The organism is Enterococcus sp. DIV2467a (assembly GCF_050532945.1).
In the GTDB taxonomy this organism is placed as follows: domain Bacteria; phylum Bacillota; class Bacilli; order Lactobacillales; family Enterococcaceae; genus Enterococcus; species Enterococcus faecalis.
In genome coordinates this window covers 242060-268988 of the sequence record NZ_CP172896.1, presented here as the reverse complement: position 1 = coordinate 268988, position 26929 = coordinate 242060, and the positions used below count along the sequence as shown (strand labels likewise).

General features: G+C 39.8%; 25 protein-coding genes. 10 read left to right on the top strand and 15 right to left on the bottom strand.

Going from position 1 to position 26929, the window contains the following annotated elements; genetic code table 11:
* Positions 1-188 precede the first annotated feature (188 nt).
* The 4 genes from IGL80_RS01275 (at position 189) to IGL80_RS01260 (ending at position 1327) form a co-directional block, all read left to right on the top strand.
* A complete protein-coding gene (locus IGL80_RS01275; protein ID WP_002404776.1) occupies positions 189-311 on the top strand; it encodes a putative holin-like toxin in 123 nt (40 codons plus the stop codon).
* A 239-nt stretch (positions 312-550) separates the two neighbouring features.
* On the top strand, positions 551-694 hold the full coding sequence (pepG1, locus tag IGL80_RS01270) for a type I toxin-antitoxin system toxin PepG1 (protein WP_002389461.1): 144 nt from the start codon (positions 551-553) through the stop codon (positions 692-694).
* Positions 695-818: 124 nt separating this feature from the next.
* The gene (locus IGL80_RS01265; RefSeq protein WP_156194042.1) at positions 819-953 is read left to right on the top strand and encodes a putative holin-like toxin; all 135 of its coding nucleotides are present in this window, start codon (positions 819-821) and stop codon (positions 951-953) included.
* Positions 954-1183: 230 nt separating this feature from the next.
* The gene (locus IGL80_RS01260; RefSeq protein ID WP_002396786.1) at positions 1184-1327 is read left to right on the top strand and encodes a putative holin-like toxin; all 144 of its coding nucleotides are present in this window, start codon (positions 1184-1186) and stop codon (positions 1325-1327) included.
* A 194-nt stretch (positions 1328-1521) separates the two neighbouring features.
* On the opposite strand, the gene IGL80_RS01255 is transcribed toward IGL80_RS01260, so the two are convergent.
* The 6 genes from IGL80_RS01255 to pplA all read right to left on the bottom strand — a co-directional run bounded on the left by IGL80_RS01255 (position 1522) and on the right by pplA (position 12541).
* A complete protein-coding gene (locus IGL80_RS01255; RefSeq protein ID WP_085366674.1) occupies positions 1522-6213 on the bottom strand; it encodes a WxL domain-containing protein in 4692 nt (1563 codons plus the stop codon).
* Positions 6214-6568: 355 nt separating this feature from the next.
* Positions 6569-8593 carry a WxL domain-containing protein gene (locus tag IGL80_RS01250; RefSeq protein ID WP_430598419.1) on the bottom strand — a complete coding sequence of 675 codons (2025 nt, stop codon included), beginning with the start codon at positions 8591-8593 and terminating at the stop codon, positions 6569-6571.
* Complete coding sequence (locus IGL80_RS01245) at positions 8580-8942, bottom strand: LPXTG cell wall anchor domain-containing protein (protein WP_002370158.1); 363 nt, start codon at positions 8940-8942, stop codon at positions 8580-8582. Before IGL80_RS01245 ends, IGL80_RS01250 begins: the two co-directional genes overlap by 14 nt.
* Positions 8943-9328: 386 nt before the next feature.
* The gene (menA, locus tag IGL80_RS01240; protein ID WP_002358958.1) at positions 9329-10276 is read right to left on the bottom strand and encodes a 1,4-dihydroxy-2-naphthoate polyprenyltransferase; all 948 of its coding nucleotides are present in this window, start codon (positions 10274-10276) and stop codon (positions 9329-9331) included.
* Positions 10277-10289: 13 nt separating this feature from the next.
* Positions 10290-11357 carry an FAD:protein FMN transferase gene (locus tag IGL80_RS01235; RefSeq protein WP_002354751.1) on the bottom strand — a complete coding sequence of 356 codons (1068 nt, stop codon included), beginning with the start codon at positions 11355-11357 and terminating at the stop codon, positions 10290-10292.
* Between the two features lie 254 nt (positions 11358-11611).
* The gene (gene pplA / locus IGL80_RS01230; protein ID WP_002368513.1) at positions 11612-12541 is read right to left on the bottom strand and encodes an extracellular electron transfer flavoprotein PplA; all 930 of its coding nucleotides are present in this window, start codon (positions 12539-12541) and stop codon (positions 11612-11614) included.
* 277 nt (positions 12542-12818) lie between these two features.
* Here pplA and IGL80_RS01225 point away from each other — a divergent pair, with 277 nt between their 5' ends.
* From IGL80_RS01225 to IGL80_RS01200, 6 genes are all read left to right on the top strand, one after another.
* A complete protein-coding gene (locus tag IGL80_RS01225) occupies positions 12819-14765 on the top strand; it encodes an NAD(P)/FAD-dependent oxidoreductase (RefSeq protein ID WP_002354747.1) in 1947 nt (648 codons plus the stop codon).
* Positions 14766-15346: 581 nt separating this feature from the next.
* Entirely contained in the window at positions 15347-15769 is a 423-nt protein-coding gene (locus tag IGL80_RS01220; protein WP_002358956.1) for a NusG domain II-containing protein, read from the top strand.
* A gap of 11 nt (positions 15770-15780) precedes the next feature.
* Entirely contained in the window at positions 15781-16338 is a 558-nt protein-coding gene (locus IGL80_RS01215) for a Gx transporter family protein (RefSeq protein ID WP_002354743.1), read from the top strand.
* Positions 16339-16375: 37 nt separating this feature from the next.
* Positions 16376-17362 (top strand): polyprenyl synthetase family protein, encoded by a 987-nt coding sequence (locus IGL80_RS01210; RefSeq protein ID WP_002358954.1) that lies wholly within the window; start codon positions 16376-16378, stop codon positions 17360-17362.
* A 118-nt stretch (positions 17363-17480) separates the two neighbouring features.
* Positions 17481-18044: a GNAT family N-acetyltransferase gene (locus IGL80_RS01205; protein ID WP_010708365.1), complete on the top strand. Its 564-nt coding sequence runs from the start codon at positions 17481-17483 to the stop codon at positions 18042-18044.
* A gap of 177 nt (positions 18045-18221) precedes the next feature.
* Positions 18222-19268: a serine hydrolase domain-containing protein gene (locus tag IGL80_RS01200; RefSeq protein ID WP_002358951.1), complete on the top strand. Its 1047-nt coding sequence runs from the start codon at positions 18222-18224 to the stop codon at positions 19266-19268.
* Positions 19269-20183: 915 nt separating this feature from the next.
* Here IGL80_RS01200 and folP read toward each other — a convergent pair.
* The 9 genes from folP to IGL80_RS01155 form a co-directional block, all read right to left on the bottom strand.
* Positions 20184-20975, bottom strand: coding sequence for a dihydropteroate synthase (gene folP, locus IGL80_RS01195; RefSeq protein ID WP_002387594.1), 792 nt, complete (start codon positions 20973-20975; stop codon positions 20184-20186).
* Positions 20968-21561, bottom strand: coding sequence for a non-canonical purine NTP pyrophosphatase (locus tag IGL80_RS01190; RefSeq protein ID WP_002358949.1), 594 nt, complete (start codon positions 21559-21561; stop codon positions 20968-20970). Before IGL80_RS01190 ends, folP begins: the two co-directional genes overlap by 8 nt.
* 3 nt (positions 21562-21564) lie before the next feature.
* Positions 21565-22134 (bottom strand): GTP cyclohydrolase I FolE, encoded by a 570-nt coding sequence (gene folE, locus IGL80_RS01185; RefSeq protein WP_002404689.1) that lies wholly within the window; start codon positions 22132-22134, stop codon positions 21565-21567.
* Positions 22128-22613 carry a 2-amino-4-hydroxy-6-hydroxymethyldihydropteridine diphosphokinase gene (gene folK, locus IGL80_RS01180; protein ID WP_002368519.1) on the bottom strand — a complete coding sequence of 162 codons (486 nt, stop codon included), beginning with the start codon at positions 22611-22613 and terminating at the stop codon, positions 22128-22130. Before folK ends, folE begins: the two co-directional genes overlap by 7 nt.
* Positions 22614-22976 (bottom strand): dihydroneopterin aldolase, encoded by a 363-nt coding sequence (gene folB, locus IGL80_RS01175; protein WP_002354733.1) that lies wholly within the window; start codon positions 22974-22976, stop codon positions 22614-22616.
* 197 nt (positions 22977-23173) lie between these two features.
* Complete coding sequence (gor, locus tag IGL80_RS01170) at positions 23174-24523, bottom strand: glutathione-disulfide reductase (protein WP_002354732.1); 1350 nt, start codon at positions 24521-24523, stop codon at positions 23174-23176.
* Between the two features lie 86 nt (positions 24524-24609).
* Positions 24610-25008, bottom strand: a complete 399-nt coding sequence (locus IGL80_RS01165; RefSeq protein WP_002358946.1) for a hypothetical protein — start codon at positions 25006-25008, stop codon at positions 24610-24612.
* Positions 25009-25030: 22 nt separating this feature from the next.
* A complete protein-coding gene (locus IGL80_RS01160; RefSeq protein ID WP_002365444.1) occupies positions 25031-26170 on the bottom strand; it encodes a helix-turn-helix domain-containing protein in 1140 nt (379 codons plus the stop codon).
* Positions 26148-26813, bottom strand: coding sequence for a hypothetical protein (locus tag IGL80_RS01155; protein ID WP_002354729.1), 666 nt, complete (start codon positions 26811-26813; stop codon positions 26148-26150). The genes IGL80_RS01160 and IGL80_RS01155 overlap by 23 nt, the downstream gene beginning before the upstream one ends.
* Between the last annotated feature and the right edge of the window lie 116 nt (positions 26814-26929).

Genomic DNA, 26929 nt, shown 5'->3' with positions numbered 1-26929 from the left:
AAAAAATATATTGGAAACTAATTATTTTTTTGTTTCACATGGTATAATCTAAGTGTAGAGAAGTTATGGCGGCGGCAAGCGCACAGGAACATGCGCTTTGCGACGAGAATCGCAACGAAGTGAGAAGCGTAGGAGCAGATGCTTTCCCCTTTCGGTGGTGGTGCTTATGAATGTAAGTACTGAAATCTATGAAAGGAGTAGGCCTTTTGTCAGCATATGAGACAATTCAGACGATCCTAGGGTTTGGTATGTTTACCATTGCTTTGATTGCACTGATTGTGAAATTGCTTAAAGAAGACAAAAAGAAATGACCGCTGTTTAACTTTGCCTAGTTAGACGGTCATTTCAAAATCTTTAAAATTTTGTCACCATTAGTAACGGCTCTACACTAGAGAGGTATGTTACAGCATATCTCTCTTTTCATTGCTATTATAGCACAATTACCTAAAAAATATATTGGAAACTAATTATTTTTTTGTTTCACATGGTATAATCTATGTGTAGAGAAGTTATGGCGGTGGCTATCCAATCTGAAAGAGAGGTGATGCGTATGCACGTATTTCCGAAATTTAGAGAAAGGAGAGGCCTTTTGTCAGCATATGAAACAATTCAGACAATTCTTGGGTTTGGTATGTTTACCATTGCTTTGATTGCGCTGATTGTGAAATTGCTTAAAAATGACAAGAAAAAATAACCGTCTACTTTGACTGAGTACGGTTATTTTTTGTAACTAAAAAGGTCACCGTCTTAAACGGCTCTACACTAGAGAGGTATGTTAGAGCATACCTCTCTTTTCGTCTCTATTGTAGCATATTTCTCTGAAAAATACGAATAAAAATATCGTTTACTGTACAGCATATGAAACAATTCAGACGATCCTAGGGTTTGGTATGTTTACCATTGCTTTGATTGCGCTGATTGTGAAATTGCTTAAAAATGACAAGAAAAAATAACCGTCTACTTTGACCAGTACGGTTATTTTTAAATAATCAAAAAGGTCACCGTCTTAAACGGCTCTACATCAGAGAGGTATGTTGGCGCATATCTCTCTTTTCATTGCTATTACAGCACAATTACCTAAAAAAACATATTGGAAACTAATTATTTTTTAGCCCTACATGGTATAATAAAATTGTAGAGAAGTTATGGCGGCGGCTATCCAATCTGAAAGGTGGTGGTGCTTATGAATGTAAGTACTAAAATCTATGAAAGGAGAGGCCTTTTGTCTATCGCAGAAGCTTTAGCTCTGATGATTAGTTTCGGTTCTTTTATCGCAACGTTAATCTTCGGAATCCTAGAGGCTGTTAAAGAAGACAATAAAAAATAACCGTCAACTTTAGCGAGCACGGTTATTTTTTATAAATCACTAAAAATCGCTACCGTCTGAAACGGCTCTACACTAGAGAGATATGTTGGCGCATACCTCTCTTTTCATTACCATTATAGCACAACGACCCTCAAAAGACCATCAATAAAAATGCCCGAGCCTTAGAAAAATAAGAGGCTCGGGCATTTTTATTTTTATGGGCCAGTCACTAAATTCCAAGTGACGGCGGCTTGGTATTGTTGGCCAGACATGCCTTGATTGGCTGGCACTTCTAGTTTGATGTTAGCAAACGTGAAGTCCAACTGATAGACGTCACTACCTGTAAACTGTTGGTTCGCGACCACCGCTGTTGCGGTATTGTCGGTGGTTAAATTCACGGTGCCAGTCTTGCCAAGCGGTGTCTTGGTTTCTGTTGGTTGGTTGTAATCGGTAAAGCTGGCAGCAGCAGCCGTTCCTAGCAACAAGCGGGTCGTTGTCGGCAGGCTGTCTGTGGCTGATTTTGGTTGCGACAGTTGCGCCGTTAAGCTCCAGTTGTCTTGGCTAGTATTCAGGCGTAAATAGGGATTGCGTGTGCCGTTGCCGTAGTAATCAGCGGCTTTTTTCAAACCATATTGTTGCTTACTTCCTGAAATCGCTAATTTGCCAAAATCAAATGTTGGCGTACTAATGAAGCCGTCGCCGTCAGGATTAGTTATTTCTTGGTCTAGGTCTTTAATACGGACCGTATCTTTGGCGATTAAGCTGCCAAAGTTGCCCGTTACTTCAACTTCAGCGGTTAAAACTTGACCAGGATTTCCTGTAACGGCGGTTCCTAATAAGTTCATTTGTAACTGTCCGCCTGCTGGTAAGGGCGTATTTAATGGCAGAGAAAAACCTGCTGCCCACTGTTCTTTCGTAACTGGGTAGGCCTTAGCATTCTGCCCTGTACCTAACACAAAAATAGTATTGGGCGGGCTGATGCCAGCGGCCCATGTCGCCGTTGGTTTGATTTTAATGGTCGTCAACGGGGCTTCTCCCGTATTTTTTAACAGCACTTCCCAGTGATCCATTGTCGCGCCATTTTCGACTATGTCAGCGGAACCTTTTACCGTTAATTCTGCTGTAGGAACCGCTTCTTGATACACAGCGGTCATGTCGTCATTCTCATCAAATGTTGGAGTAAAGCTTGGTGTTGTTGTTGTTTTTAAAGGTGTTGTTGTTTCTTTCCCCTTGTACCAGCCTTTGAATACATAGGTTTTTTCTCCGACTTGGTAGGTTTTCGGCAACGCTTTTGCAGCGGTATATTTATACGTTTCACTGTTCATTACCAGCTGATTTCCTTGCGTAAATCCTGTCGGTGCTGTAATCTTCGTACCATTCTCATCTACAAAGTTTTCAGTGATGCGTCGATTTTCTAAATAGTAATTTACTGTCCCTGTTGCGTATATTTCTGTGTGAGCAGTCACCCCGCTCACTGTACTCTTATAATCCATTTTATAAAGAGAAGAGAAGGTTGTTCGAGTGGTTTCCCCTTGCCACCCTACTTCAGGAAACCGGTAATCCGTTTGAGACCCCGCAATTGGTGTCACTTGTAAACGATTTTCAGTAAATTCTGCACTATTTTTCGTATTATGATACGCAATTATTCCCGTAACCCCAGAATAATTCGGACCATTATATTTACTCGACGGGGTTATAGTCGGCGTTTTATAATACTTAGGAATTGTCACGATGCTATTACGTGTTCCATAAAGCTCTTCATCCGACGTAAAACTTCCCACAATATTGACAGCTGGAAGCTTTAACTGTAGAAAATCACCAGTTGGTAACGCGGTAATAGTTTGCAACTTGCTTTGTAAACCACCCACTACCTGAGACATATCTGTGCGGATATTGAAATTACTTGGTGCTACATAGTCACCCATCTCATTGATAAAACCAAAATTAATCGTTTTGTCTTCCGTCTTAAATTCATCATATACTATAGTGATATCATCTTGGTCATCATAAGTCACTGGATAACTAATATTTCGATTTGTTCTGGTGATTTCATTTAGTTTGTCTGGTTTTTCTTTGCCTTTATACCAGCCTTTTAAGACATAAGGCCGATTATTGACTTTGTACATAAAAGGCAACGTACCTGCCTGAGTAAATGTAAAATTATCCTTATCAATGATTGTTTGTTTCCCTTGTGTGAACCCAGTTGGCGGCGTAATTTTCGTTCCAGATGCATCCACAAAATTTTCAGTTACACGGCGATTAACAAGATAGTAATATAACGTGCTTTCAGGAAACATTTCCACGCCAGCTAACGAATTATCATTTCTTATAAGTGTTGTTTTATATAAACTTGAGAAAAGGTTTTCAGGATTATCATTCCAGTATATTTCACGGAGTTTATAACGTTGGTTCTGACTCTTCGTTACTGTGAAATATACAGGATTTGCGCCTTCTGTATAAGGATTGCCAGCAAAAGTCCTTTCTACTCGTCCTGCTAATGGATACTCTTGTCCTTGATACCCAGAAGGTTTTTGAAACGAAAGGTTCTTATAGTATTTAGGAATCTCAATAAACGAGTTCCTTGTACCATAAAAGTTCGAGCTATTCGTTAACGTGTACTGTTTTTGTGGAATTGTCATGGCTTTTAAGTTTCCTGTTTGATCCGTTGCCGAAATATTATCTAAAACCGTGCTAACGCCATCGATAATCTGAACTACCTCTGTGGTGACTTTAAAGTCAGCAGGATTGAGTAATTGCCCACTTTCTCCAACAAACCCAAACTGCACGGTATTGCCGCCATATTTAATTTCTTCATATATAATTGTTAAATCATCATTATCATCATAGGAGGCATCATATTCCGGCACTCGTGTGGTTTGTAAATTTTGAGGTTGCGTTTTCCCTTTATACCAGCCTTTAAAACGATAGGCTTTGTCATTCGCGTAGTAACTATAAGGTAATTCTTGCGCCAATTTAAAATGGTAGGTGTCGCTGTCAATGACTGTTTGCTTTCCCTGGGTAAATCCTGTCGGTGCTGTAATCTTCGTACCATTCTCATCTACAAAATTTTCAGTGATGCGCCGATTTTCTAAGAAATAATACATCGTATCATCGGTTGTATAGTAATTTGGCACACTTACTTCTGTATTTGTACTAGTCAAAATAGAATCAAATCTCGTTTTGGTCGTATCCTCTGTCCAATAAGTGTAGTACAGTCGATACTGATTGGCTGTCGTTGTAGGATATAAACTATAATATTTGCCATCTGTCTCCACCCGTATGTCAGCTATCGTACTGTCCACAAAACGCATTCTTTTTGTTGCAACAGGATAAGCCGTACTGGAGCCTGTATAATGAGGCCCAGATGTTACTGTTGGTGGTTTGTATTGTTTAGGGATTGTTAAGCGAAAATTAGTACTACCATAAAAGGCAGGATTTATCGTTTTCGTGTAGGTTAATTGTTGACTAGGAATAGTTAATTTTTTCAGATTCCCACTATTAACACCTGTTGCTGTTCCTACTTGTTTCGCTATTCCGTTCATGATCGATGTTAAATTAGTCTGCATCCCGAAATTCGCTGGCGCTATTAATGCGCCTTTTTCATCTACAAACCCAAAACTATAAGTGATTTCCGGGATTGTCGTTGTCTTTTCTTCTAATTCCTCATAAAAAACATACACATTGTCTTTACCATCGTAAGTAACATCAAATTCTGGTGTCAATGTGGTTTCCAACTTAACGGCTTTAGGATCTGGTCGAGCGGATCCTTTATACCACCCTTTAAACTGGAAGTGGCGATTCCCAGAAGAATAGGTTTTTGGAAATGCTTTTGGGGCTTTATAGTGAAAATTGTCTGACTCAACCACCGTTTTCGAAAGGGCTGCATTATAGCCTGTCGGATAGGTTGGCAAAACTGTCGATGTCATGTCATTATAATAAATACTAACTCGTCTATTGGGTACATAATAATAAATCGTATCATCGGTTATTAAATAATTATTTTCACCTGCAGTCGTGGCCATACTGTAAGCAGCAGAAAATTGGACTTTTTGAGGATCAGGGACCCAAGAATATGTTCGCAAACTAAATTGCTTAGGCGTTGCCGTAGTAAACATATTAAAACGTTCCCCTGTTGTGTATGTACTAAAATCCTTGCCAGTAGCTATAGTTACTTGACGGGAAACAGCCAAAGGAAAGGTTGTCGTGTCTGGTCCTTTATAAAAATTATTAGGCGTTGTCTTGGGGGTAGCATATTGCCCCGGCAACGTAATTTTGTGATTGGTTAGTCCCGAAAAACCGTAGTCCTCTGTGGCGTCATCATCAGGAAGTGTAACTTTCGGCACCGTCAACATCTTGAAATTCCCTAGATTACTAGTTGTAATGGTTCCCACCTTTGTCTGAGTACCTGATTTTCTTTCTACTTTCGTGACATCGGCTGTGAACGTCACTTTAGCAGGATCAATAAACAACCCATTTTCATCAATAAAGGCCATTTTATAGGTTTTCTCAGGAATATCAGCCGTTTTAACTGCACGATTTTCTCGCTTTGTCGGCTCCTCCTGAGTCGCTTCAGCAGCCGCTGTCGTTGTATCGGCTGTTGCTTCAGTCTGGTCCTCTGCCGATGGTAGTTGCGGCTCTTCTATCATCTTTTGAGGTAATTCTGATGTCTCTGGTTCTGTGGTTGGTTCTGATGACGCAACTGTGTTGGCTGTTTCATTTTCTTGACTAGCGTTTAACGATGAGTCGCTTGTAGCGGTATCCTCACTTGCCGTTGTTTCGCCCGTTTCAGTGGTTGTTTCATTTTCAACAACCATTGTTTCGGCGAATACTGAGATGCCATTGAGTGAACTTATCAATAAGGAACAACACAAGGCGGTTGTAAGTAACTTTTGCCATTTTTGATTCATGCTATTCTCCTTTTTATGTATTGGTTTTATTGTTAATTGTTAATTGTTATATGTAAACCTTTTAATTTTCTCCATTATTCTATCAAAAAAAGGCGGCCTTGAAATTTTAAATTTTGCTACAGCTAAGTGACTTTTCCAATGATTCCTATTATACCAAGGCAGAAGAGCACTTTTTCACCGAAAAAGTGCTTGATAATCAAGAGAATCTGCCATTTTGCTACTGATTCTCAGTCAAATTCCTTAATTTTCATAAACAAAAGCTCAAAATATTAGTATCAAACACTAACATTTTGAGCTTTTCTCATGATATTTTTACTATTTATAAAAGGAGTCCACCACATAATCCCGAAGGTTGTTAAGGTCCTGTCACCAAATTCCACGTGACGGCGGCTTGATATTGTTGGCCAACCATGCCTTGATTGGCGGGCACTTCTAGTTTGACGTTAGCAAACGTGAAGTCCAACTGATAGACGTCACTACCTGTGAACTGTTGGTTCGCGACCACCGCTGTTGCTGTATTGTCGGCGGTTAAATTCACGGTGCCAGTCTTGCCAAGCGATGTCTTGGTTTCTGTTGGTTGGTTGTAATCGGTAAAGCTGGCAGCAGCGGCCGTTCCTAGCAACAAGCGGGTCGTTGTCGGCAGGCTGTCTGTCGCTGATTTTGGTTGCGACAGTTGCGCCGTTAAGCTCCAATTCGGTTGGGTTTTCTTGATCCGCAGATAAGGATTGCGTGTGCCGTTGCCATAGTAATCAGCGGCTTTTTTCAAGCTGTGCTGTTGCGTGCTTCCCGCTACCCCAACTTGACCAAAATTGAAGGTTGGAACACTGATGAAGCCTTCCCCAGTCGGTTCCTTTGTTTCTTGATCTAAATCTTTAATCCGGACCGTATCTGAGGCAGTCAGTTTGCTGAAGTTCCCTGTGACTTCCACAGCGGCTTTTAGCACTTGGTTTGGTTGTCCAGTAACTTTTGTTCCTAGGAGATTAATCGTTAGTTGACCGCCCACAGGAAGACTACTGTCTAAAGGAATCTCAAAACCTGCTTCCCACTGCTCTTTCGTGATTGGTCGAACTTTCGTATTTTGACCAGTACCTAAAATAAACAGTTCCGTGGGCGTACTAATTCCAGCCGCCCAGTCAGTGGTTGGTTTAATCTTAACTGAAGTTAAAGGTGCTTCTCCAGTATTTTTTAAGAGCACTTCCCAATATTCCATGGTTCCGCCATTGTCAATGACATCGACTGCACCACGCATCGTTAAGTTAGCACTGATGTTTGCTTCTTTGTAGACTGCTGTCATGTCGTCATTGCCATCAAAAGTTGTATTGTATGTTGGCGTAGTGCTTGTCGTTAAGGTACTGGGCTTGGTTTTACCTTTGTACCAGCCTTGGAAAATATAAGTTTTACCACCTACTGAATAACTAGCTGGTAAGGCTCTTGCGCTCGTATACTTGAAAGTGTTGCTCGTCATGGGAATCTGGTTCCCTTGCGTGAAGCCTGTTGGTGGCGTGATTTTAGTGCCGTTGGCGTCCACGAAGTTTTCGGTAACACGGCGGTTGGTTAGATAGTAATAGATTGGACCTTGAACAGTATAGTACGTTGCTGGCCCTGTAATGTGTGATATACCTCTTAAATAAACTGGGACCTGAACATTTTCGGGAGCAGCGGCTGTTGTTCTATTGAGAACAAATTCCTGACCTCCATTATTCTTTAATCCAAAATATTGGTGGATCTTAGGTAGCTCCGTACCAGATGCATTTAGTATAATTGGATAAGGATATGCGGCATCAAAACCCCCTTGTTGATTTTGTATACTGATGGATTTATAAAATCTTGGAAGCCGATATCTTAAGTTTGCTGCACTAAATTGAAATGCATCTTTACCATTCGCTTCAAGATAGTGAACTGGGTACGTAATTTCTTTAAGATTATTTTTTGTGTTTGCCTTAATTCCTGTTTCTATTTTAGTAGTTGCCCATGCTGATGGGATATTGTTGGGTGGTTCAGTACCAATACCGTACCAATTATCATATGTCAAATCAATCGTGGAGGCATCTACTCGCTTACCTGATTCATCAACAAAACCAAATTGATATGTACGACTAGGAAATTCCAAAACCTTAATCTCCTCATACACCACATTCAAATCATCATTATCATCATAAGTCACCGCATAGCTTGGTGCTTTGGTGGTGATCAAGGTGTTTGTCTTGGTTTTGCCTTTGTACCAACCTTTGAACTTATAGGTTTTGCCGTTGCTTGCTACTGTCGGACTACTTTCAATCGTGATTGTTTCCGCAACTGCGGTCACGCCAGAAAAAGCGTTAATCACTAAAGAACTACACAAGCCAATGGTTGCTAATCGTTGCCACTTAGTTTGCTTCATGTCGTCCCTTCTTTCTATGTACCATTCCTGCCAAGCCGATTAAGGCTAAGCCGAGAATGCTAAGATTTGCCTGACTCTTGCTCCCTGTACGAGGGAGCTGCGAGCCAGTTGTGGTGGTCTGTGTCGAACCACCACTTCGTTGATCTCCTTGCGGAGGACCAGCTGGTTCCTTGGGATCAGCAGCTGGCGCATCTGTTTTCGGTGGGGCATCTTTAGGAGCGGGTGTTCTCGGATTTTGGTAAAATTCAATCCCCACCGAACTAGAACCACCATCAGACGCTTCAACATTTATAAAAAAACTAGGAGAAGATAGTAGACACACAATCATTAAATAACGCTTTTTTTTCATTTAAAAACCTCCTTTAGATTCACTTGTATTCGTTGATCTTTTATACAAGGAATGTGTAACAACCTTTTTTCATACCTCTATAATAACAAAGAACCCCCCTTTAGGAATTGACGTTTTTTTCGCACCTCTTGCGAAAATTTTGAAAGTTCTTGTTATACTACGGTTTACAACGCCCGTTATTTAATAATCGTTACTAAAAAAAGGCGATTTTAGTCAATTTTTATCAAAAATCCCCGACAAAAGTTTAAGGTTTCTAGCCATTTAACGAGAAAAGCTCAAAAAGTTAGTAATTGATACTAACTTTTTGAGCTTTGTGTAACACTTTTGAAGAAGTCGCTTGAAAAAAAACAGTATTTTTTTCGTATTTTCTCTACTTTTTTAAGAATCTAGCCAAGCAACGCACTAATTAATAGCCCTAAGGCATAGGTGCCATTGAAAACCATTAAGTTTTTAATGGAATGACGGAAACTTTTCGGCTGCGGCAATTCTTGTTTAAACGTTTGAATATTTTTCCAAATGACAGGCAAAGTAGCAAATGTAATTAACACTGGCCATTGATAAATACCACTAATGAAGCCGAATAAAATCACCAGATAACCAGCTAGCGCTAACACTTGAAACAGCACAATCCCTGCTGGGCGCCCGATATAATAGACTAATGTATAACGGTGGTTCTCAATATCCGTGTCTAAGTCCCGTAAATTGTTGGCGAGCATGATGTTAGCAATCGAACAGACCAAGGGCAAGGACGCCACGACAATCGCAAGTACCGCCCAGAGATTGCCGTCTAAGCGAAAGGCGCCGCTAGCAAAATCGACCGTTAAGTAAAAAGGCGGATTGGTGACGACGTTCAAGTAAACGGTTAAGACGAAGATGCCTAAGCCCATCGTGAAGCCACTGAAAATTTCCCCCAAGGGCATGCGGGATAACGGAATCGGTCCATACGTGTAGAAGATCCCGATGAAGCAGCAAATCCCGCCTAATACGAGGAAGAGCCAGCCGGTTTGAACCGTTAAGTACGCACCCACAACGGCAGTGAAGGCAATCATGGCGAAAATCATGTTGCGGACCAGTTGTGGTGAAACGCCTGATTGTCCGATAATATTTTCTTCATATTTATAGACGTCAGATTTGGCTTTTTTGAAGTCCATGTAATTGTTAATGGCGGTGGTGGCCATATCAAAGACCACCATGCCAATGAAGAAAACCAGCGTGTTGCCCCACTGGACTTCCCCGAAATAGGTCATTGAAAACAAGACCCCGATAATGAAGGGAAAGAGACTGGCAAGCTTCGTCTGAATTTCCACTACTTTTAAAAACACATTTAAAGACATTTTTAGTCGCTCCTTATTTCAAATCGGCCCGATTCCCCATCGTATAGCCAGAGTCTTTGCCGATTTCAAAGTTGCCTTCGATATCTTTGCTGATGTAGACTTTGTCGTCTTTTGTGACGAAAATGGCATCGGTTCCTTTCAGACTTTCGACATATTCTAGTCCTTTTTTGACGCCCATTGAGAAGACGGCTGTTGAGAGACCATCACCATCGATGGATTTGTCGGTGATAATGGTGACACCTGCGATGTCGTTATCAAACGGATAGCCAGTTTCACGATCGAAGAGATGGTGGTATGTTTTGCCATCGACTTTTAAGTAGCGTTCATAAATTCCTGATGTGACTAAGGTTTTGTTGCTTTCTTTGACTTGACCTAAGACTGTGTTGCGGGCTTTATTCGGATCTTGAATCCCAACTGTCCAATCCATGTCTTTGCCACGTGGGCTGTGTCCTAAGACGTAAACATTCCCGCCTAAATCGACGATAGCGGTGGTGACGCCGTTGTCTTTGAGGACTTTCACGACTTCGTCGGTGATGAAGCCTTTGGCAATTGCGCCTAAATCCAATTGCATGCCTTTTTCTTCAAGGTAAACGGTTTGTTCTTTGTCGTTGAATTTGACTTTCGTGTAATCAACGAGTTTCAAGGCTTGATCAATTTCGGCTTGGCTTGGTTTGCGGGCATCATCGAAGCCAATGTGCCACATAGAGGTGATTGGGCCAATTGCCATGTCAAAGCCGCCGCGGGAGTCTTTGCTATATTCATAGGCTTTTTTCAACAAAGGATACAGGTCATCTGAGACTTTGACTGGTTTCACGCCTGCTTCTTGGTTGATTTCATCAATTTCTGAACCTGGTTGGTTGACCGTGATTTTATCGCCTAGTTCTTTGACGCGGGCAAAGGCTTTCGGTAAGACGTCTTCTTTGCCATCATCGTAGATGCGAATTTGAACGTAGGTACCAAGCATTGTTTGACGGTCAGAGTATGGTTCTGTATTAATTTTCGCTTCTGGTTTTGAGGAACAAGCAGCTGCCACAAACAGCACTGCTAGAACACTCACCATGAGCAGAAGTTTCTTTTTCATAGGATTCCCTCTTCTTTCCTTCTTTAATTAAAAAATAAGTTCTCTTGCATAGTAGCCTTTTTTGGAAAAAATGAAAAGTCTTTCTCTTGGAAATTCACAAATTTCTGTGAAAAAATTTGTGAAATGATGGACAGAACTAGCGAAGAAAAAGGGGCGGGAAAGTCAGCCAACCGACTTTTTCCCAACCCCTCAATGGTGTCAAGTAATTGCTGAAAAGCGTTTCAGGAACTACTTCACGATTCATTTATTATTACTTATTTTGTTACGATGTTGTCAACAACGATTTCAGTTGTGTCGCCTTTTTCAGCAGCGTTCACTAATTGTTGTGCGTAGTTGATGAATGAATGTGTGCTGTGTGTTGCACCAGTTACCACTTCAACACCTGCAGGTGAGCCGTCTTCTTCGCCCATTGCTTTAACAAATTCTTTGTTTAATGTTTCGATATATTCTTTTGGTCCAACGCCAGCAACGTCTTTCATTTTGCTTTCGTATTCAGTGTCATCTTTTTTAGATTTGCCGTCAGCGTTCACGTTATCGTAGTTAGATTCAGTCACTTTACCATCTTTCACAGTCATTGAGAATGTTGTGTGGTAGCCGTTTGAGTCATTTTTTTCTTTCAATGAGTACGTACCATCTTTCAATGTTGCCCCATTGTCGATTTCGATTGTGTCTGTGTTACCAGCTTGTGCTGCTTGGATTAATTGTTGTGCGTAGTTTTGGAATGATTCAGATGAATGAGTCGCACCAGTTACTACTTCCACACCGCTTGCGCTTTGTGCTTTAACAAAAGAATCGTTTAATTGTTTGATGTATTCTTTTGGTCCAACACCAGATTTTGCTTTCATGCTTTCTTCATACTTAGTGTCTTCTGTTTTAGATTTGCCGTCAGCATTGATGTTGTCATATTTAGATTCAGTGATTTTGCCGTCTTTTACAGTCATTTCAAAGACTGCACGGTAACCATTTTTTTCATTTTTTTCTTCTAATTTATACGTACCATCTTTTAAATCGCCACCGGCAACTTTTTTCGCTGGTGCTGATGATTCAGTTGATTTTTTCGTTTCTGAAGATGCTGCGCTAGAAGAGTTCGTTGTGTTGTCTTTCTTGTCTGCGCCACAGCCTGCTAATACTAAACTAAATAATGCAATTGCCGCAAAACCTTTAACAAATTTATTCACTTTCATTGATAGTCACCTTTTCTTTCATGATTTTCACAAACATCAAAAGTTTGTGATACATTACACATTATAATGGTTTTAAAAACGTTGTCAAGACCATCCCCTAAAAATATTTACATTTCGGTCTTTTTTTCATCAAAAACTCATCGTTGGAGTAAATTTGTTGACAATTAAAATTTATATTAGACAAATTCGTGAAATACTTATATAATGTTAGTCGATTGTGTACTTATTAATCATTATCACTATTTTACTACTTACAATATTAAGGAGCGGATTGTCAATGACAAAGCAAAATATTGTCGTTGTAGGTGCTGGGTATGCTGGCGTTTCAGCTACTAAATTTCTAGCAAAGAAATTTAAAAAAGATACGGACGTAACAATCACATTGATTGATCGCCATTCTTACCACACTATGATGACCGAATTGCATGAAGTAGCAGGCGGACGTGTTGAACCAGAAGCAATTCAATACGACTTACAACGTTTGTTCTCACGCAAGAAAAACGTAAAATTGGTAACAGATACTGTTACTGGGATCGACAAAGAAAATAAAGTTGTGAAAACTTTAGCAGGTTCTTATCCATTTGACCAGTTAATTCTGGGTATGGGTGGCGAACCAAACGACTTTGGAACACCAGGCGTGAAAGAAAATGGTTTCACCTTATGGTCATTTGATGATGCAGTGAAAATTCGTCATCACATTGAAGCAACCGTTGCTAAAGCAGCCATCGAACCAGATGCTGAAGTACGCAAAGCAATGTTAACATTCGTTGTCTGTGGTTCTGGTTTTACTGGGATCGAAATGGTCGGCGAATTAATCGACTGGAAAGATCGTTTAGCGAAAGATGCCAAAATTGATCCAGACGAAATTACATTAATGGTTGTTGAAGCAATGCCAACCATCTTAAACATGTTATCTCGTAACGATGCTGCCAAAGCAGAACGTTATCTAGAAAAGAAAAATGTTCAATTATTATTGAACTCACCAATCGTTGAAGTTGCAGCAGATCACATTAAATTAAAAGATGGTTCTGAAGTCCCAACGCATACGTTAATCTGGACAGCTGGTGTGAAAGCAACTTCTGATGCCGCTGACTTTGGTTTAGAAGCAGCACGTGGTAGTCGTTTAGTTGCGAATGAATACATGCAAGCAAAAGGTTACGAAGACAAAAACATTTATATCATTGGTGACTTGGTTTATTACGAAGAAACACCAAATACACCAACTCCTCAAATCGTTCAAGCAGCTGAACAAACGGGTCATACTGCAGCTGCCAACATCGTTGCAGATATTAAAGGTGGCGAAAAACATGCCTTTAAAGGAAACTACCAAGGATTCATGGTTTCCATCGGCGCGAAATGGGGCGTTGCCAACTTATTCGATAAAATTCATTTGAGTGGTTTCTTAGCCATCATTATGAAACATATCGTTAACTTGAAATACTTCTTTGATATTCGTTCTGGTTACTATATGTTCCAATACATTATGCACGAAATCTTCCATATTAAAGATGATCGTTCTGTTGCTCGCGGACATACGTCTCGTTACGGCAATGTCTTGTGGAGTGTTCCGCTACGTGTCTTCTATGGTATGGTTTGGTTAGTCGAATCAATGAAGAAAATTGTCGGCAACGGCGATTACTTGAAACCAAGCACTTGGTTTGGTGACGGTTCTTGGTTCACAGATAAAGTCGTTTTCCCATTCCCTTGGTTACAAGAACAAGTAACAACAGGTGCTTCTCAAGCAACTGAAACAGCAACAACTGCTGCAAGTGGTGCGGCGGATGCGGCGGCAAGCGGTGGTGCCGATGCGGCAACACAAGCAGCGCACTTTGGTTTAAGCTACGCTTACGGCGAAACACCAATGCAAGTGTTTGATCACATGCCTAAATGGTTCGAAAGCGTAATGAAATTTATGATGCCAAACCAAGAAGTTGCTTTGTTCATGCAAAAATTCATGACAATCGTTGAAGTATGTATTGCTTTAGCATTGATTGCTGGTTTATTCACTTGGTTATCAAGTGCTGCTACAATTGGTTTAACAATTGCCTTCTGTTTATCTGGCATGTTCTATTGGGTAAATATCTGGTTTATCTTTGTCGCTTTTGCTTTGATGAACGGTTCAGGCCGTGCTGTCGGTTTAGACCGCTGGGTAATTCCATGGATTCAACGCAAACTTGGTAAAGCGTGGTATGGTACCCCGAAAGCTAGATACGGCGGTAAGTAAGCAATCGATAATCGATTGACAACTACGAGCAAAAGCTGAGACACATGTCTCCAGCTGACTATCATAGGATTTAGTATGTGGGACAGCAGTCAAGCATGACTTTTGTCCCACATATTTTCTTTTATATAATATGGTGGCTCAACTGAGGTCGGGACAGAATCGTTTAGCTCCGAGAACCAAGTAGGTACTGTTCAACATCTATTTGCTTTGCAAATAGTGTTTCTCAGCAATAAGAAGAAATTTTCGAAAATTGTCATAAAACACAACGAGGAACGAGTTGATGTTGCATGATACCTACCCGGTGCTCTTTAATTTTTGGAGACCAAGTAGGTATTGTTCATCATCGAATCACTACGTTCTTCGTGATTCTCAACAATTTCGGCTTATTTCCGAAGGACCTTCAACTCTTAGAGCTTTAGCTCTTAGAAGTTGTTGAGATCGGAGCAACGCGTAGTGTTGGTTCTGTTCCCGCCGTTTATCAGTTTTTGAGCTTGGAACAAAAATTCAAAATAATTTTTGTTCCAAGCTCGTTCACTGTGTTATGATAGACAAGAAAAAAACACCAAAGGAGAGAGAAGAAAATGACGATCAAAGAATTCATTAAGAAGAGTCGCTTGAAAACATGGGACGTTATTATTATTGCTGTTTTAGTTCTTGGTTCTTTTCTGCCCCTTGTTGTTTTTGCCATGCAAAACCGTGGTCAAGAAGCGGCTACGTATCAAGCAGTCTTGAAAGTAGACAACAAAGTAATCAAAGTCTTTGACTTAAAAAAGGACGGCCCGCATTATACATATAAATACGAAGCAAAAGACGGTGATTACAACCTGATTGAAGTAGATGGTGATCGTATCCGCGTGAAGGAAGCCAACTGTGCTGACTTAGTGGATGTTCGACGAGGCTGGATTTCCAAACCTGGTGAAACCCCGATTGCCTGTCTACCCCACAATTTGTTTATCACCGTGGAAGCTTCTGATGGGAGTGAAGACGGTAGCTTAATTTATTAAGCACGACAACTATGAGCAAATTACACAAGAATATTTATATTGCTATGCTCGTTGCCCAAGGGGTCATTATTGGCTTAATCGAAAATATGATTCCTTACCCTTTCGCATTTGCTCCTGGGGCAAAGCTCGGTCTAGCAAATTTAATTACCATTATTGCGATTTTCACCATGCGTAAGCGTGATAGTTTTTTCCTAGTCTGTTTACGTTTGATTTTAACGACATTACTGGGCGGCACACTTTCGACCTTTTTCTATAGTGCCAGTGGTGCCTTATTAAGTTATTTCGGCATGTTGCTTGTCAAGCAGCTGGGGCCAAAACGGGTCAGCATTATTGGGATTAGTGCCGTTGGTGGTTTCTTACACAACGTTGGTCAGTTGCTAACGACCTCTTTCTTTGCTCATTCGTGGGCGCCGATGCTGTACTTACCATTTTTATCTCTGTTTGGGTTACTTTCGGGGATTGCCATTGGGATTGCCGCTAATTATTTACTACAACATGTCCAGACGTTACGAAAATTCCAACTGAATTATGAACAAACAACGAAACATAAGTGGAGTCAATTTTTCTAATTGAAAACCTGTCCGCCACAATTAAAGGAGTCATCTTATGAATATACATCCTATGTGGAATACCTATCCTACGTTATCAAAAGAATTAACAACTACTCTTCGCTTGATGGAACAAGCGGTTCAAATCGATAATCAAGAGATTCAAGCTGCTGTCCATGACATGATTCATTCTGGCGGCAAATTGCTACGTCCAGCCTACCAACTGTTGTTCTCTTATTTTGGTGAACAGCGGGACCCTAAAAAGGCGACAGCGTTAGCGGCTTCCATTGAATTACTGCATACCGCCACGTTAGTTCACGACGATATTGTCGACGAAGCCGATACGCGTCGTGGCTTGCCAACATTGCGTTCGCGCTTTGGAAATAGCACAGCCGTGTATACAGGCGATTATCTTTTTGTTTGCTGTTTCAAGCTCTTATCTGATTATTCTTCTTCATTAAAAAGCATTCAATTAAATTCGCGCAGTATGGAAAAAGTCCTGACTGGTGAGCTTGGTCAAATGGACAATCGCTATAATTTCGAGGTAACGATTGACCAATATTTAAAAAATATTTCCGGGAAAACTGCGGAACTATTTGCGCTAAGTTGTTTTGTCGGTGCCTATGAAAGTGGCACCTCCCAACGTTTTGCCAAACGTTGTGGTGAAATCGGCGAAAATATCGGACTGGCTTTTCAAATTATTGATGATATTTTGGACTATACGCAAACTGCCGATGCTATCGGCAAACCCGTCTTAGAAGACGTACGTCAAGGCGTGTATTCTTTGCCCTTGATTTATGCACTTGAAGCCAATCGTGAAGTCTTGTTGCCACTTTTAATGAAAAAAGAAGCCTTGACCGATGAAGAAACACAGGAAATTTATCGTCTTGTCCATGAACTAGGTGGCGTAGAAAAGGCCCAACAATTAGCCACTCATTACACAGAAAAAGCGCTGAAAGAAATCAGCAAACTTCCTGAAACAAAGGCCCAAGCGAAAGAACAATTGTATGAAATTACACAAACGATTTTGACAAGAGAAAATTAAAAAAGCCGCTGGATCCTATTGAGGATTTAGCGGCTAGCTTTTTAGGTGATGTCAAACATATATTTGTATGATAGAATTTAAAAATATACTTGATTTATTAGTAAAAAGAGGTGACACTATGACTTATCTTGAAACGGATAGACTTATCCTAAGAACCTTTACGGAAAAAGATATCAATGATCTTCACTTACTCTTGAATGATGTGTCGGTTAATACTTTTCTCCCGTGGTATCCTCATACTACACTCAGCAAAACGTGGGCGTTTTATGAAAAAACAATTAAGCACCAGCCTTATTACCTTGCCATCTGTCTTAAAGGAAATAATTGTCCAATTGGCTACGTAAAAGCGGAAATGAACGATAGTCACGACTTTGGCTATGCACTTCGAAAGGAGTTTTGGCATAAAGGGATTGTGACAGAAGCCAGTAAATCATTGGTTTCGTTACTAAAAAAAGAGGGCATCCCCTATATTACAGCCACGCATGATGTTGAAAATTACCGCAGTGGAAATGTGATGAAACAAATCGGGATGACTTACTGTTACTCATACAAAGAACAATGGCAACCAAAAAATGTGCTCATTACTTTCCGAATGTACCAGTTAAATTTAGATGGTCATGCAGACCGTGTTTATAAAAAATATTGGGATACTTATCCTGACCACTTCATAGAGGACATTTGATGTAAGCTTGCTTCTTCTAAATCCTTCTTGTCGTTTTTATGTATTGAAAGCGTATACTAATAATTGAAAGGACGTGATTTTTTGCGTAAAGATGTACCAACTATGTTCGCTTAATTTAACATTTTTCCCAAGACAAGTAATATCAGCCTTGGAGACTAAAGCGAAAAGAGAGAAAAAATGAATTTACAAGAAATAATCCATAGATTAGAAACTATCTATCAACAGACCGATTACAATGGTAGTTATGCACTTGTAACCGCTGATAAAATTTTAGCTAAGAAAAATTATGGGTTTGCAAAATTTAAGGAAAAACAGTTATTCACAGAAGCAACTCAAAGTTGTATTGGCTCTGTAACGAAGCAATTCACTGGTACCGCCTGCATGATCCTTCATGAACAAGGTAAGTTAAACTTGGAAATGCCAGTAGTAGCCTTTTTTCCAGATTTGCTAATCCCAAAAGCAATCACAGTTAAACATTTATTGACAATGAGTAGTGGTCTACCTGATTATCCAACGGAGCTATTCTTAAATAGTTTGAAAAAAATTAAAGAACAGAGACCAGAGCTAAACGAAAAACTTCAGGAATTTTATGCTGAATTTGCTACCGCAGAACAAATTTCTTTCAATAAATTGAAAACGATAATTACTACTAAACCGATGGATTTTCAGGTTGGAACCCGCGTTTCTTATAGTAATACTAATTATTATTTATTAGGTTTGATTATTGAAAAAGTATCTGGACTCTCATTTGAGAAATTTGTAACACAAAAAATCTTGTCTCCTTTATCGATGGTAAAAACTTCCTTTGCCACACAAAATAGCATAGCAAGGAGCTATCGTAACATTGATAATGAACTACATGAATTTCCAAATACTTATCAATTACTATCTGCAGATGGCTGTATGGTCTCGACTATTAACGACTTATCGAAATGGCTACAAGCAGTTCTCAAAGGTGAAATTTTGTCGCCCGAAAGTTGGGATCAAGTTTTCAATCTCTATTTAAAAGAATATAATTGTGGTTGGATGAAGTTAGGAGATTGGTTTTACCATGGCGGTCAATATCTAGGTTTTTACTGCGAAATCTTTCTGCATCGAAAAGCAGGTCTAGGAAAAGTTATGCTTTATAATCGGGAAGCCACTTCTGAATTAGATCAATATTCTATGGATGAACGTTCCAATTGGCGTAATTTAATTCGAGATTGGTCATTTTCTCAAAATTAATAAAAAAGCTCTAATCCTATTGAAAGATTTAGCGGCTAGCTTTTTAGGTGATACCTTGGTATAATAAACACGAAGAGAGCGTACTAGACATACGCTCTCGGGTAGACCGTTTAAGACGGTAGCTTGATTTTGATACGGAAATAAACCCGTCAATCCCAGCTAAAGGTTATGACGGGTTTATTTTTTGTTGTTTTTATTACTGATTTTGACAATTAACGTTGCGAAAGCAATCGCAAGCATCAATGCTTCAAAGACAGTCACTGCTATTCCTTTCTAGGGAAAAAGCGAACAAGCAAAAACATTGGCAGTCCCCCTTTTTTTGAGAAATTGCCACCGTCATAAACTTCCTACTTTTGTAGTATAACACATCTATCCCTTGCTAGAATACGCTTTCTTTTTTTATTTACTATTCGACTTTTCCGTTTCAACTTGCTATAATAAACACGAAGAGAGCGTACTAGACATACGCTCTCTGGTAGACCGTTTAAGACGGTAGCTTTAATTGTGGATAAATAAACCCGTCAATCTTCGCTAAAAGTTATGACGGGTTTATTTTTTGTCGTTTTTATTACTGATTTTGACAATTAATGTTGCGAAAGCAATCGCAAGCATCAATGTTTCAAAGACAGTCACTACTATTCCTTTCTAGGGAAAGAGCAAACAAGCAAAAACATTGGCAGTCCCCCTTTTTTGAGAAATTGCCACCGTCATAAACTTCCTACTTTTGTAGTATAACACATTTGTACCTTCCTAGAATACGCTTACTTTCCTGATTATTCAACAGCCGCTTTCTTTTGTAATAAAAATCGCTCACCGTTTACTGGGATAAAACGATTCAGCCAACTAAAATTTTTTAGACTAAACAGACCGACCATCTTTTTTGATGGTCGGTCTGTTTAGTCTATTGCTCCGCCTTTACTCCTTCTCCGACAATGCTCGCCAGACATCAAATGTTTGTTTTAAGCCTTGGACATTATGAACACGTAAAATTTCTACGCCTTGTTGTGCTGCATATAAGGAAGCAGCGGCTGAGCCAAAATCACGGTTGGCTGGTTCTGGTTCGTTCGTTAAAGCGCCAATAGTTCGTTTGCGAGAAACGCCGTACAGTAACGGATAATCTTGGTAGCGAAAGGCGTTAGGATCTTTTAACAGTTGAAGGTTTTCTGCAACAGTTTTATGAAAGCCAATCCCTGGATCGAAACAAATTTTTTCTAAGGAAAGCCCATATTTTTGGCATTGTTCAATTTTTTCTGTATAAAATTGGTGCAACTCTTCTTTTAAAGAAAGCGATTGGCGTTTTCTAGAATGCATAATCACAACTTGGACTTCAGGATATTGTGCGAGGACTTCTGCCATCCCCGGAGTGTCTAATCCTTTGATGTCATTAATCATTGTGGCGCCAGCTTGGATCGCGGCTTCTGCTACTTCGGGATAGTAGGTATCCACAGAAATCGGCGCTAGAGAAGTCTCACGTATTTTTTTAATTAACGGTAATACTCGGTCTGCCTCAACTTGTGGAGAAACTTCTTCGTAGCCAGGACGTGTGGATTGGCCGCCAATGTCTAAAATATCGGCCCCCGCTTCTAGTAGATGAAGCGCATGTTGATAGGCCACGTCGACCGTTGTGTAGCTACCGCCATCAGAAAAAGAGTCGGGGGTCGTGTTGACAATCCCCATAATTTGGTAATTCTTTTTTAAATCAATCATTGTCACATTGCTCCTTCATCTGCTGAATCATCTTTCGTAAAGCCCGCATTCTAGGACTTATCTTCATTCGTTCACTCGTGGACAACTCCGCTAAGGTTTTGCCTCGATCTGGTAAATAAATAATCGGATCAAAGCCATAACCACCTGTACCGCGCGGTTCAACTAATTCACCAGTCAAAGTGGCTTCCGTTTGCAACAGTTTGTCGTCGTCGAGTACATAGACCAACGTGGCTGATAAGGTTAACTCTCGGGTCGACTGTTGCCCTTCAAATAAGTGCAACAGTTCGCGGTTCTGTTCTTCCGGATTGGCTGAATGGAAAAAGCGGCTTGTATGAATACCTAATAAATCAGGAAAAGCAGTTAACGTTAAGCCGCCATCATCACCTAACACTGGGCGGCCAATTAATTGTTGGAAAAAGCGAGCTTTTAGATAAGCATTTTCAGCATACGTAGTGCCAGTTTCTGCAGGTTGTTCTTGACTGGTTGTATACTTTCGATAAGAGACAAGTTGAATAGCGGGGTCCTTAAGTCCTGATTGCATTTCTTTTAACTTACCTTGGTTATTCGTGCCAACAATGATTTCCATTTTCTAACGTATCTCCATTAAAAATTGATTTTTCCACTCTTGTTCTTTAAATAGTCCGGTAAATTGAAATGTTTTGGTGCTACTTTGTGGTGTTTTCACGCCGCGCATCGTCATACACATATGTTCCGCTTCAATGGCTACTGCAATGCCTTTGACGGGAATATTTTCTTGGAGTTTGCGGGCAATTGTCACTGTTAAATCTTCTTGAACTGTGGGACGTTTGGCACAATGTTCTACTAATCTTGGTAACTTGCTTAGTCCCAATACTTTGCCACCTTCTGGCAGATAAGCGACATGTACTTTTCCATAAAATGGCAATAAATGGTGTTCACACATTGAATAAAAGGCAATATCTTTTACTAAAACCATTTCGCCTTCATTTAAGCTATCAAATAATTTATAATCATCAAATTCAGGTTCGGTTAATCCACTAAAAACTTCTGCATACATTTTAGCTACGCGTTTGGGTGTATCAATGAGTCCTGCCCGTTGAGTATCTTCCCCCACTGCTTCTAAGATTGTGGCAACTGCCTGCTCAATTTGCGCTTGTTTTTCCTGCTCCATCTCTACCATTCCTTTTCGCTTACTCGCACTTCTTCTTGATTGCCACTGCGCTGAATCCACGTAGCTATTGGCGCGCCCAATAGTTGTTCCTCTGCGTAAACATCACTTAAGGGAATCAAAACAAATGACCGTTTTGTTAATTCTTGATGAGGAACTTGTAAGTGGGGCAACGCGACTGACTGTTCCCCTAATAATAAAATATCAATATCAATAATCCGCGGACCCCAGTGAATTAATTTTTTACGTTTCATTACTTGCTCAATCCCTTGGGTAACAGCCAATAACTCTTCAGCGGTATAGCTAGTATCAATTTTCAATACGGCGTTCAAAAAATCATCTTGGTCTGTATAGCCGTAAGGATCCGTTTCATAAAGTTTTGAAGAAGCCACGACCTGAATCTGCGGGTCTTCGTTTAAATAATTGCGGGCTTTCACTAAATTTGCGTATGGATCGCCGACGTTACTACCTAATGCTACATAGCCAATCATCTATACTTCTCGCTCCATTTCAATTTCAATATTGTCAAAAAGGCCGGGCATCGGCACACTATATTTTCTAATTTTAATGATAATTTTGTTCAATTGTTCTTGATAATCTGCGGAAATATCATCTAAAATAGCACTCGCTAACCCTTCGATTAAATCGTACGAGTGATTGTTTACTCGTTGGGCAATCAATTCATTCACTTCGGCATAATTGACAGTTTGAGTGACATCATCTGTTCGCCCTGCCTCAGCTAACGACAACTGCATTTCAAGGTCGATTTCTACTTGCTGTCCTAGACGTTTTTCTTCTGCCAAAACACCATTTTTTGTGAAAAATTTCAAGTTGTTGATTCTAATTTTATCCATCCTCTAACTCCCTACCCTCTGTTTTGCTGATTTTTTTAATCATAGCATATTTCTTGGAAAAGTCAGTAGTTAAAAGATGGAAAAGTGGTTATTGGTATGATATAAAAAATTACTTTTTACGAATCAAATAGTATAACTCGTGTATTCAAAAAAGAGCGTTGCTGATGCAACGCTCTTTTTCGGGATTTATTCGCCTTTTATCGCATTGTTACAAATTCTTCTGATCCTGTTGGATGAATCGCAACAGTATTATCAAAATCAGCTTTGGTCGCGCCCATTTTAATAGCGACTGCAAAGCCTTGTAGCATTTCGTCAACACCGATGCCGATGCCATGCAAACCGACAATTTTTTCTTCTTTGCCGACACAAATTAATTTCATGTCGCATTTTTGACGGTATTCTCCTAAAGCAAAATACATTGGTGTAAAGCTAGAGCGATAGATTTTCACTTGGTCTTCACCATATTCTTCAAGCGCTGCTTTTTCCGTCAAGCCAATTGTCGCAACTGGTGGATGGGTAAAGACCACCGTTGGCACCAAGTTATAATCCAGATATAAATCGGTTTGTCCGTTAAATAAGCGTTCAGACAGGCGCCGACCAGCGGCAATCGCGACTGGCGTTAAGTCGATTTTACCAATGACATCGCCGACTGCGTAGATGCCATTTTGCGTGGTATTTTGGAATTTATCTACTTTGACGTAGCCTTTTTCATCAAGGGCTACTTTCGTATTTTCTAAGCCTAATTGATCCGTGTTCGGCTGACGGCCTGTCCCGAAAATCACGGCATCTGTCGTGATTGATTCACCATTTTCAAATGTAATAACGTACTCATTCTGCGCCGTTTTTTCAATTTTAGCTGGTGTTGCATTCGGATGAATTTGCATGCCCATTTCTTGATAGCGTTCTACGACTTTTTCAGAAAGCATGTCATCAAAGCTTCGTAATGGTCGTTCATGACGGAAGGCCCAATGTGTTTCTGCGCCTAAGCCATGTAAGGTTCCTGCTAATTCGGCTGCGATGTAACCCGCACCGACAAAGACCACACGTTTTGGCATTTCTTCTAACGCAAAGAAGCCGTTTGAATCTAAGGCATATTCTTCTCCTGGAATACCTAGTTTTTTCGGACGACCACCTGTCGCGATTAAAATGTGCGGCGCCGTATATTCTGTCCCATTGACTTCAATTGTTTGCTCCCCAGTAAACGTAGCGTAACCATGGATACGTTCAATGTTGTTACTGTCTAAACCACGATTATACGCACCATGTAAGAAGTCAATATATTTTTCACGATTTTCAACTAATTGTTTAAAGCTAAAATTTTTGATTTCAACATCAAACCCGTAGCCTGCTGTATCTCTTTCCATCATTTCCATCATGCTGCTGGCTTGCCACATGACTTTTTTAGGCACACAACCAACGTTGACACAGGTCCCACCAATTTCGTTGCCCTCAATTAAAAGGACGTTAGCTCCGTGCATTCCTGCGCGGTTAGCAGAAGCAATCCCGCCACTACCGCCACCAATAACAATATAATCATAGGTTTTCATTTATTCTGGCTCCCTTTCAATTTGAACTTTCTCCCTTATTATCGCAAAAAATAGCAAAAAAAGACAGTCGTATTACTTACTTTTGTTTAGTTTTCTGCTGCTTCTGTTTCATGGATTCGTTCCGTAAAAGCACTGGGGGAAAGGAATTCAATCGTAGCATTGTCGAAGGGAATTCCTAAATCTTCTTTCGTTACGTTTGGGTTCATTGTAATGACGTAAAGTGTTTTGCCTAAGGAAAGTGCAATCCCAATTTCTAAATAACTTAGTCGGTCAAAGTCACCATTAATAAAAACGTAGGTTGCTTCGTGAAGATACCGTTTTATCACTTCAATATCTGTAAACATTCCGGTTTGAACACAATCTGCTAACCCGAAGCCCACTGCACCCATACAGCCATGCTCATCTTCAAACAGCTGAGGATCTACCAAAAGGTCCGTTTGAATACGAGGGTTTTGACCAATTTGGTAGGCGAATAATTTAGCCATAGTTATTCCTCCTTCTTTTTGATTACTTGTTAGAACGTAATAATTCAAGAACAATTTCTGTTTTGTCCTGCTCCGTTTGAATAGCTGTTCCTAATATCTTTTCTATTTCTTCTTTAGGTAATTTAAAAGCTTGATTTAGTTGACTTGCAGGAATGACTTGGTGCTCTAAAATCATGTGGTAAACTTTTTGGAAAACTTCTGGCTGTTCGATAGTCAGTTGTTCATCGTAAGGCTCTTTCGTTTTCCATTTATTTTTAGCAATTCTTTTATTTAAATAGAGACGTTGATCATCATTAATTAACGCTAATGTGTATGTTTTTTGAATCATTGATTGAAGAGAAACTTTCCAATACTTTTTCAAATCAATATAGTATTCTAACGAAATAGACAAGAGCGAATCAGAAAAAGCCGCTGAAGGAAGGAGAAAATGCGCAGCAAATAGATTTGCTTGATACTCAATAATGTTCTTTAATTCTGTTTGCGAATACTCATGAATACTTTCAACACCGTTGTGTAATAAAATATGTCCTAGTTCATGCGCCACGTTAAAACGACGACGGACAGCAGATTCATGATTATCTGTGAGCATAATAAACGGCCGACCAATCATCCAACGCGAGACCGCATCTAGTGTTGGATTGGACATGTTTGCTTCTGAAATAATCACACCATTTTGTTCAGCCAACTGAATAAGATTAGGGACTGGCGAAATCAAGTCTAAGCCCCAAATTTTCCGTAATTCCTCAGCCTTTTTCACAATTTCTTCTTCTGTGATTTCATAAATACTCTTTTCAATTAATTCTGGTAAACAAACTTTGGGAAAGTTCACATATGTTGCTAATACTTTATACACTTCTTGCACATATTTTAACCGCTCTTTTTGCATATCTCTTACTTTCTTCGTTGCCGCACTTCGGCTTCTAAAAAAAGTTGCGCCTGAATACAATTCAAATGTATCTGCTGAAAAGAAACTACGGGGAAATTGTAAAACAGAAATTAGTTTTAATATGCTATCTGCTTTAGGAATTGTTTTTCCCGATTCGTAATTCGAAATCATTTGCCTAGATAGCTCTGCTTTTTCGGCTAATTCTTTCATTGTTAATCCTCGTGCAATGCGAGCCGAAGTTAATTGCTTTGGATTAAAAATCAACCTCTCGTTCATTTTCTAGTCCTCTCCTTATCAGTTCGTCAGCGGTTGACGTAAAAGTCAAATGTAGGTCCTTACGAACTTCCTCTGGATTTTTTAAAAGAACTGGTGCCTGCGTAATATCAATTTGGTCAATCCAACGACCAACTCCAATATCTGGTAACCCTAATCGAACAAAACGTAATTGATGATTCGATCCGCCATAAGTTAGTAATAAGAATGGCGGTTGATTGGCATCATAATACTCATTTAAATCTTCTGGTTTGTCAAATAAATTATACTGCTTATTTAATAAGCTCCCACGATTTCTAAATAATGCCTTTTTAGGAACTGAAGCTTCTGATAAAACTTTCGCTGGCGTTAAAATTGCGCCTTTGGTTTCAATCATTAAGTACGTATGGCCATTGACATATCGACTACTAGCTTTGTCAGCTATTTCATGTGGGATTGCTGATGAAGTTAACACTTGTTTTAAACCAACATCAACCAATCCATGCCGAACGTGTCCCCAAACTTTTTTCATTTCTGCTCGTTGAAAAATAGATTCTCTTTCTGTTAGCTCCATTAAGTAGCGATATGCTTCTCTTATGCTTAACGATAAAACACCAACCATTCGTGCATCACAATTTCTTTTTAAATGTTCTTTTAAAATACTCATTATTTTCTCTCCTTTTTTCATAACACCCCAACAACATACCATGTTAACATTTTGCCTTTTCTAAAAAAATATGTCAACACAAAAAAAATGAACTTAGGAAGGTAAGTCATTTCGAC

Bases quoted from the DNA above. Each gene is read 5' to 3' on its own strand.
- IGL80_RS01160 (WP_002365444.1), bottom strand. From the start codon at position 26,170: ATGAACGAGAGGTTGATTTTTAATCCAAAGCAATTAACTTCGGCTCGC.
- folE (WP_002404689.1), bottom strand. From the start codon at position 22,134: ATGGTAGAGATGGAGCAGGAAAAACAAGCGCAAATTGAGCAGGCAGTT.
- pepG1 (WP_002389461.1), top strand. From the start codon at position 551: ATGCACGTATTTCCGAAATTTAGAGAAAGGAGAGGCCTTTTGTCAGCA.
- folP (WP_002387594.1), bottom strand. From the start codon at position 20,975: ATGATTGATTTAAAAAAGAATTACCAAATTATGGGGATTGTCAACACG.
- IGL80_RS01155 (WP_002354729.1), bottom strand. From the start codon at position 26,813: ATGAGTATTTTAAAAGAACATTTAAAAAGAAATTGTGATGCACGAATG.
- IGL80_RS01260 (WP_002396786.1), top strand. From the start codon at position 1,184: ATGAATGTAAGTACTAAAATCTATGAAAGGAGAGGCCTTTTGTCTATC.
- IGL80_RS01205 (WP_010708365.1), top strand. From the start codon at position 17,481: ATGACTTATCTTGAAACGGATAGACTTATCCTAAGAACCTTTACGGAA.
- folK (WP_002368519.1), bottom strand. From the start codon at position 22,613: ATGATTGGCTATGTAGCATTAGGTAGTAACGTCGGCGATCCATACGCA.
- IGL80_RS01220 (WP_002358956.1), top strand. From the start codon at position 15,347: ATGACGATCAAAGAATTCATTAAGAAGAGTCGCTTGAAAACATGGGAC.
- IGL80_RS01210 (WP_002358954.1), top strand. From the start codon at position 16,376: ATGAATATACATCCTATGTGGAATACCTATCCTACGTTATCAAAAGAA.
- IGL80_RS01245 (WP_002370158.1), bottom strand. From the start codon at position 8,942: ATGAAAAAAAAGCGTTATTTAATGATTGTGTGTCTACTATCTTCTCCT.
- pplA (WP_002368513.1), bottom strand. From the start codon at position 12,541: ATGAAAGTGAATAAATTTGTTAAAGGTTTTGCGGCAATTGCATTATTT.
- gor (WP_002354732.1), bottom strand. From the start codon at position 24,523: ATGAAAACCTATGATTATATTGTTATTGGTGGCGGTAGTGGCGGGATT.
- IGL80_RS01275 (WP_002404776.1), top strand. From the start codon at position 189: ATGAAAGGAGTAGGCCTTTTGTCAGCATATGAGACAATTCAGACGATC.
- IGL80_RS01235 (WP_002354751.1), bottom strand. From the start codon at position 11,357: ATGAAAAAGAAACTTCTGCTCATGGTGAGTGTTCTAGCAGTGCTGTTT.
- IGL80_RS01255 (WP_085366674.1), bottom strand. From the start codon at position 6,213: ATGAATCAAAAATGGCAAAAGTTACTTACAACCGCCTTGTGTTGTTCC.
- IGL80_RS01225 (WP_002354747.1), top strand. From the start codon at position 12,819: ATGACAAAGCAAAATATTGTCGTTGTAGGTGCTGGGTATGCTGGCGTT.
- IGL80_RS01215 (WP_002354743.1), top strand. From the start codon at position 15,781: ATGAGCAAATTACACAAGAATATTTATATTGCTATGCTCGTTGCCCAA.
- folB (WP_002354733.1), bottom strand. From the start codon at position 22,976: ATGGATAAAATTAGAATCAACAACTTGAAATTTTTCACAAAAAATGGT.
- IGL80_RS01165 (WP_002358946.1), bottom strand. From the start codon at position 25,008: ATGGCTAAATTATTCGCCTACCAAATTGGTCAAAACCCTCGTATTCAA.
- menA (WP_002358958.1), bottom strand. From the start codon at position 10,276: ATGTCTTTAAATGTGTTTTTAAAAGTAGTGGAAATTCAGACGAAGCTT.
- IGL80_RS01250 (WP_430598419.1), bottom strand. From the start codon at position 8,593: ATGAAGCAAACTAAGTGGCAACGATTAGCAACCATTGGCTTGTGTAGT.
- IGL80_RS01200 (WP_002358951.1), top strand. From the start codon at position 18,222: ATGAATTTACAAGAAATAATCCATAGATTAGAAACTATCTATCAACAG.
- IGL80_RS01190 (WP_002358949.1), bottom strand. From the start codon at position 21,561: ATGGAAATCATTGTTGGCACGAATAACCAAGGTAAGTTAAAAGAAATG.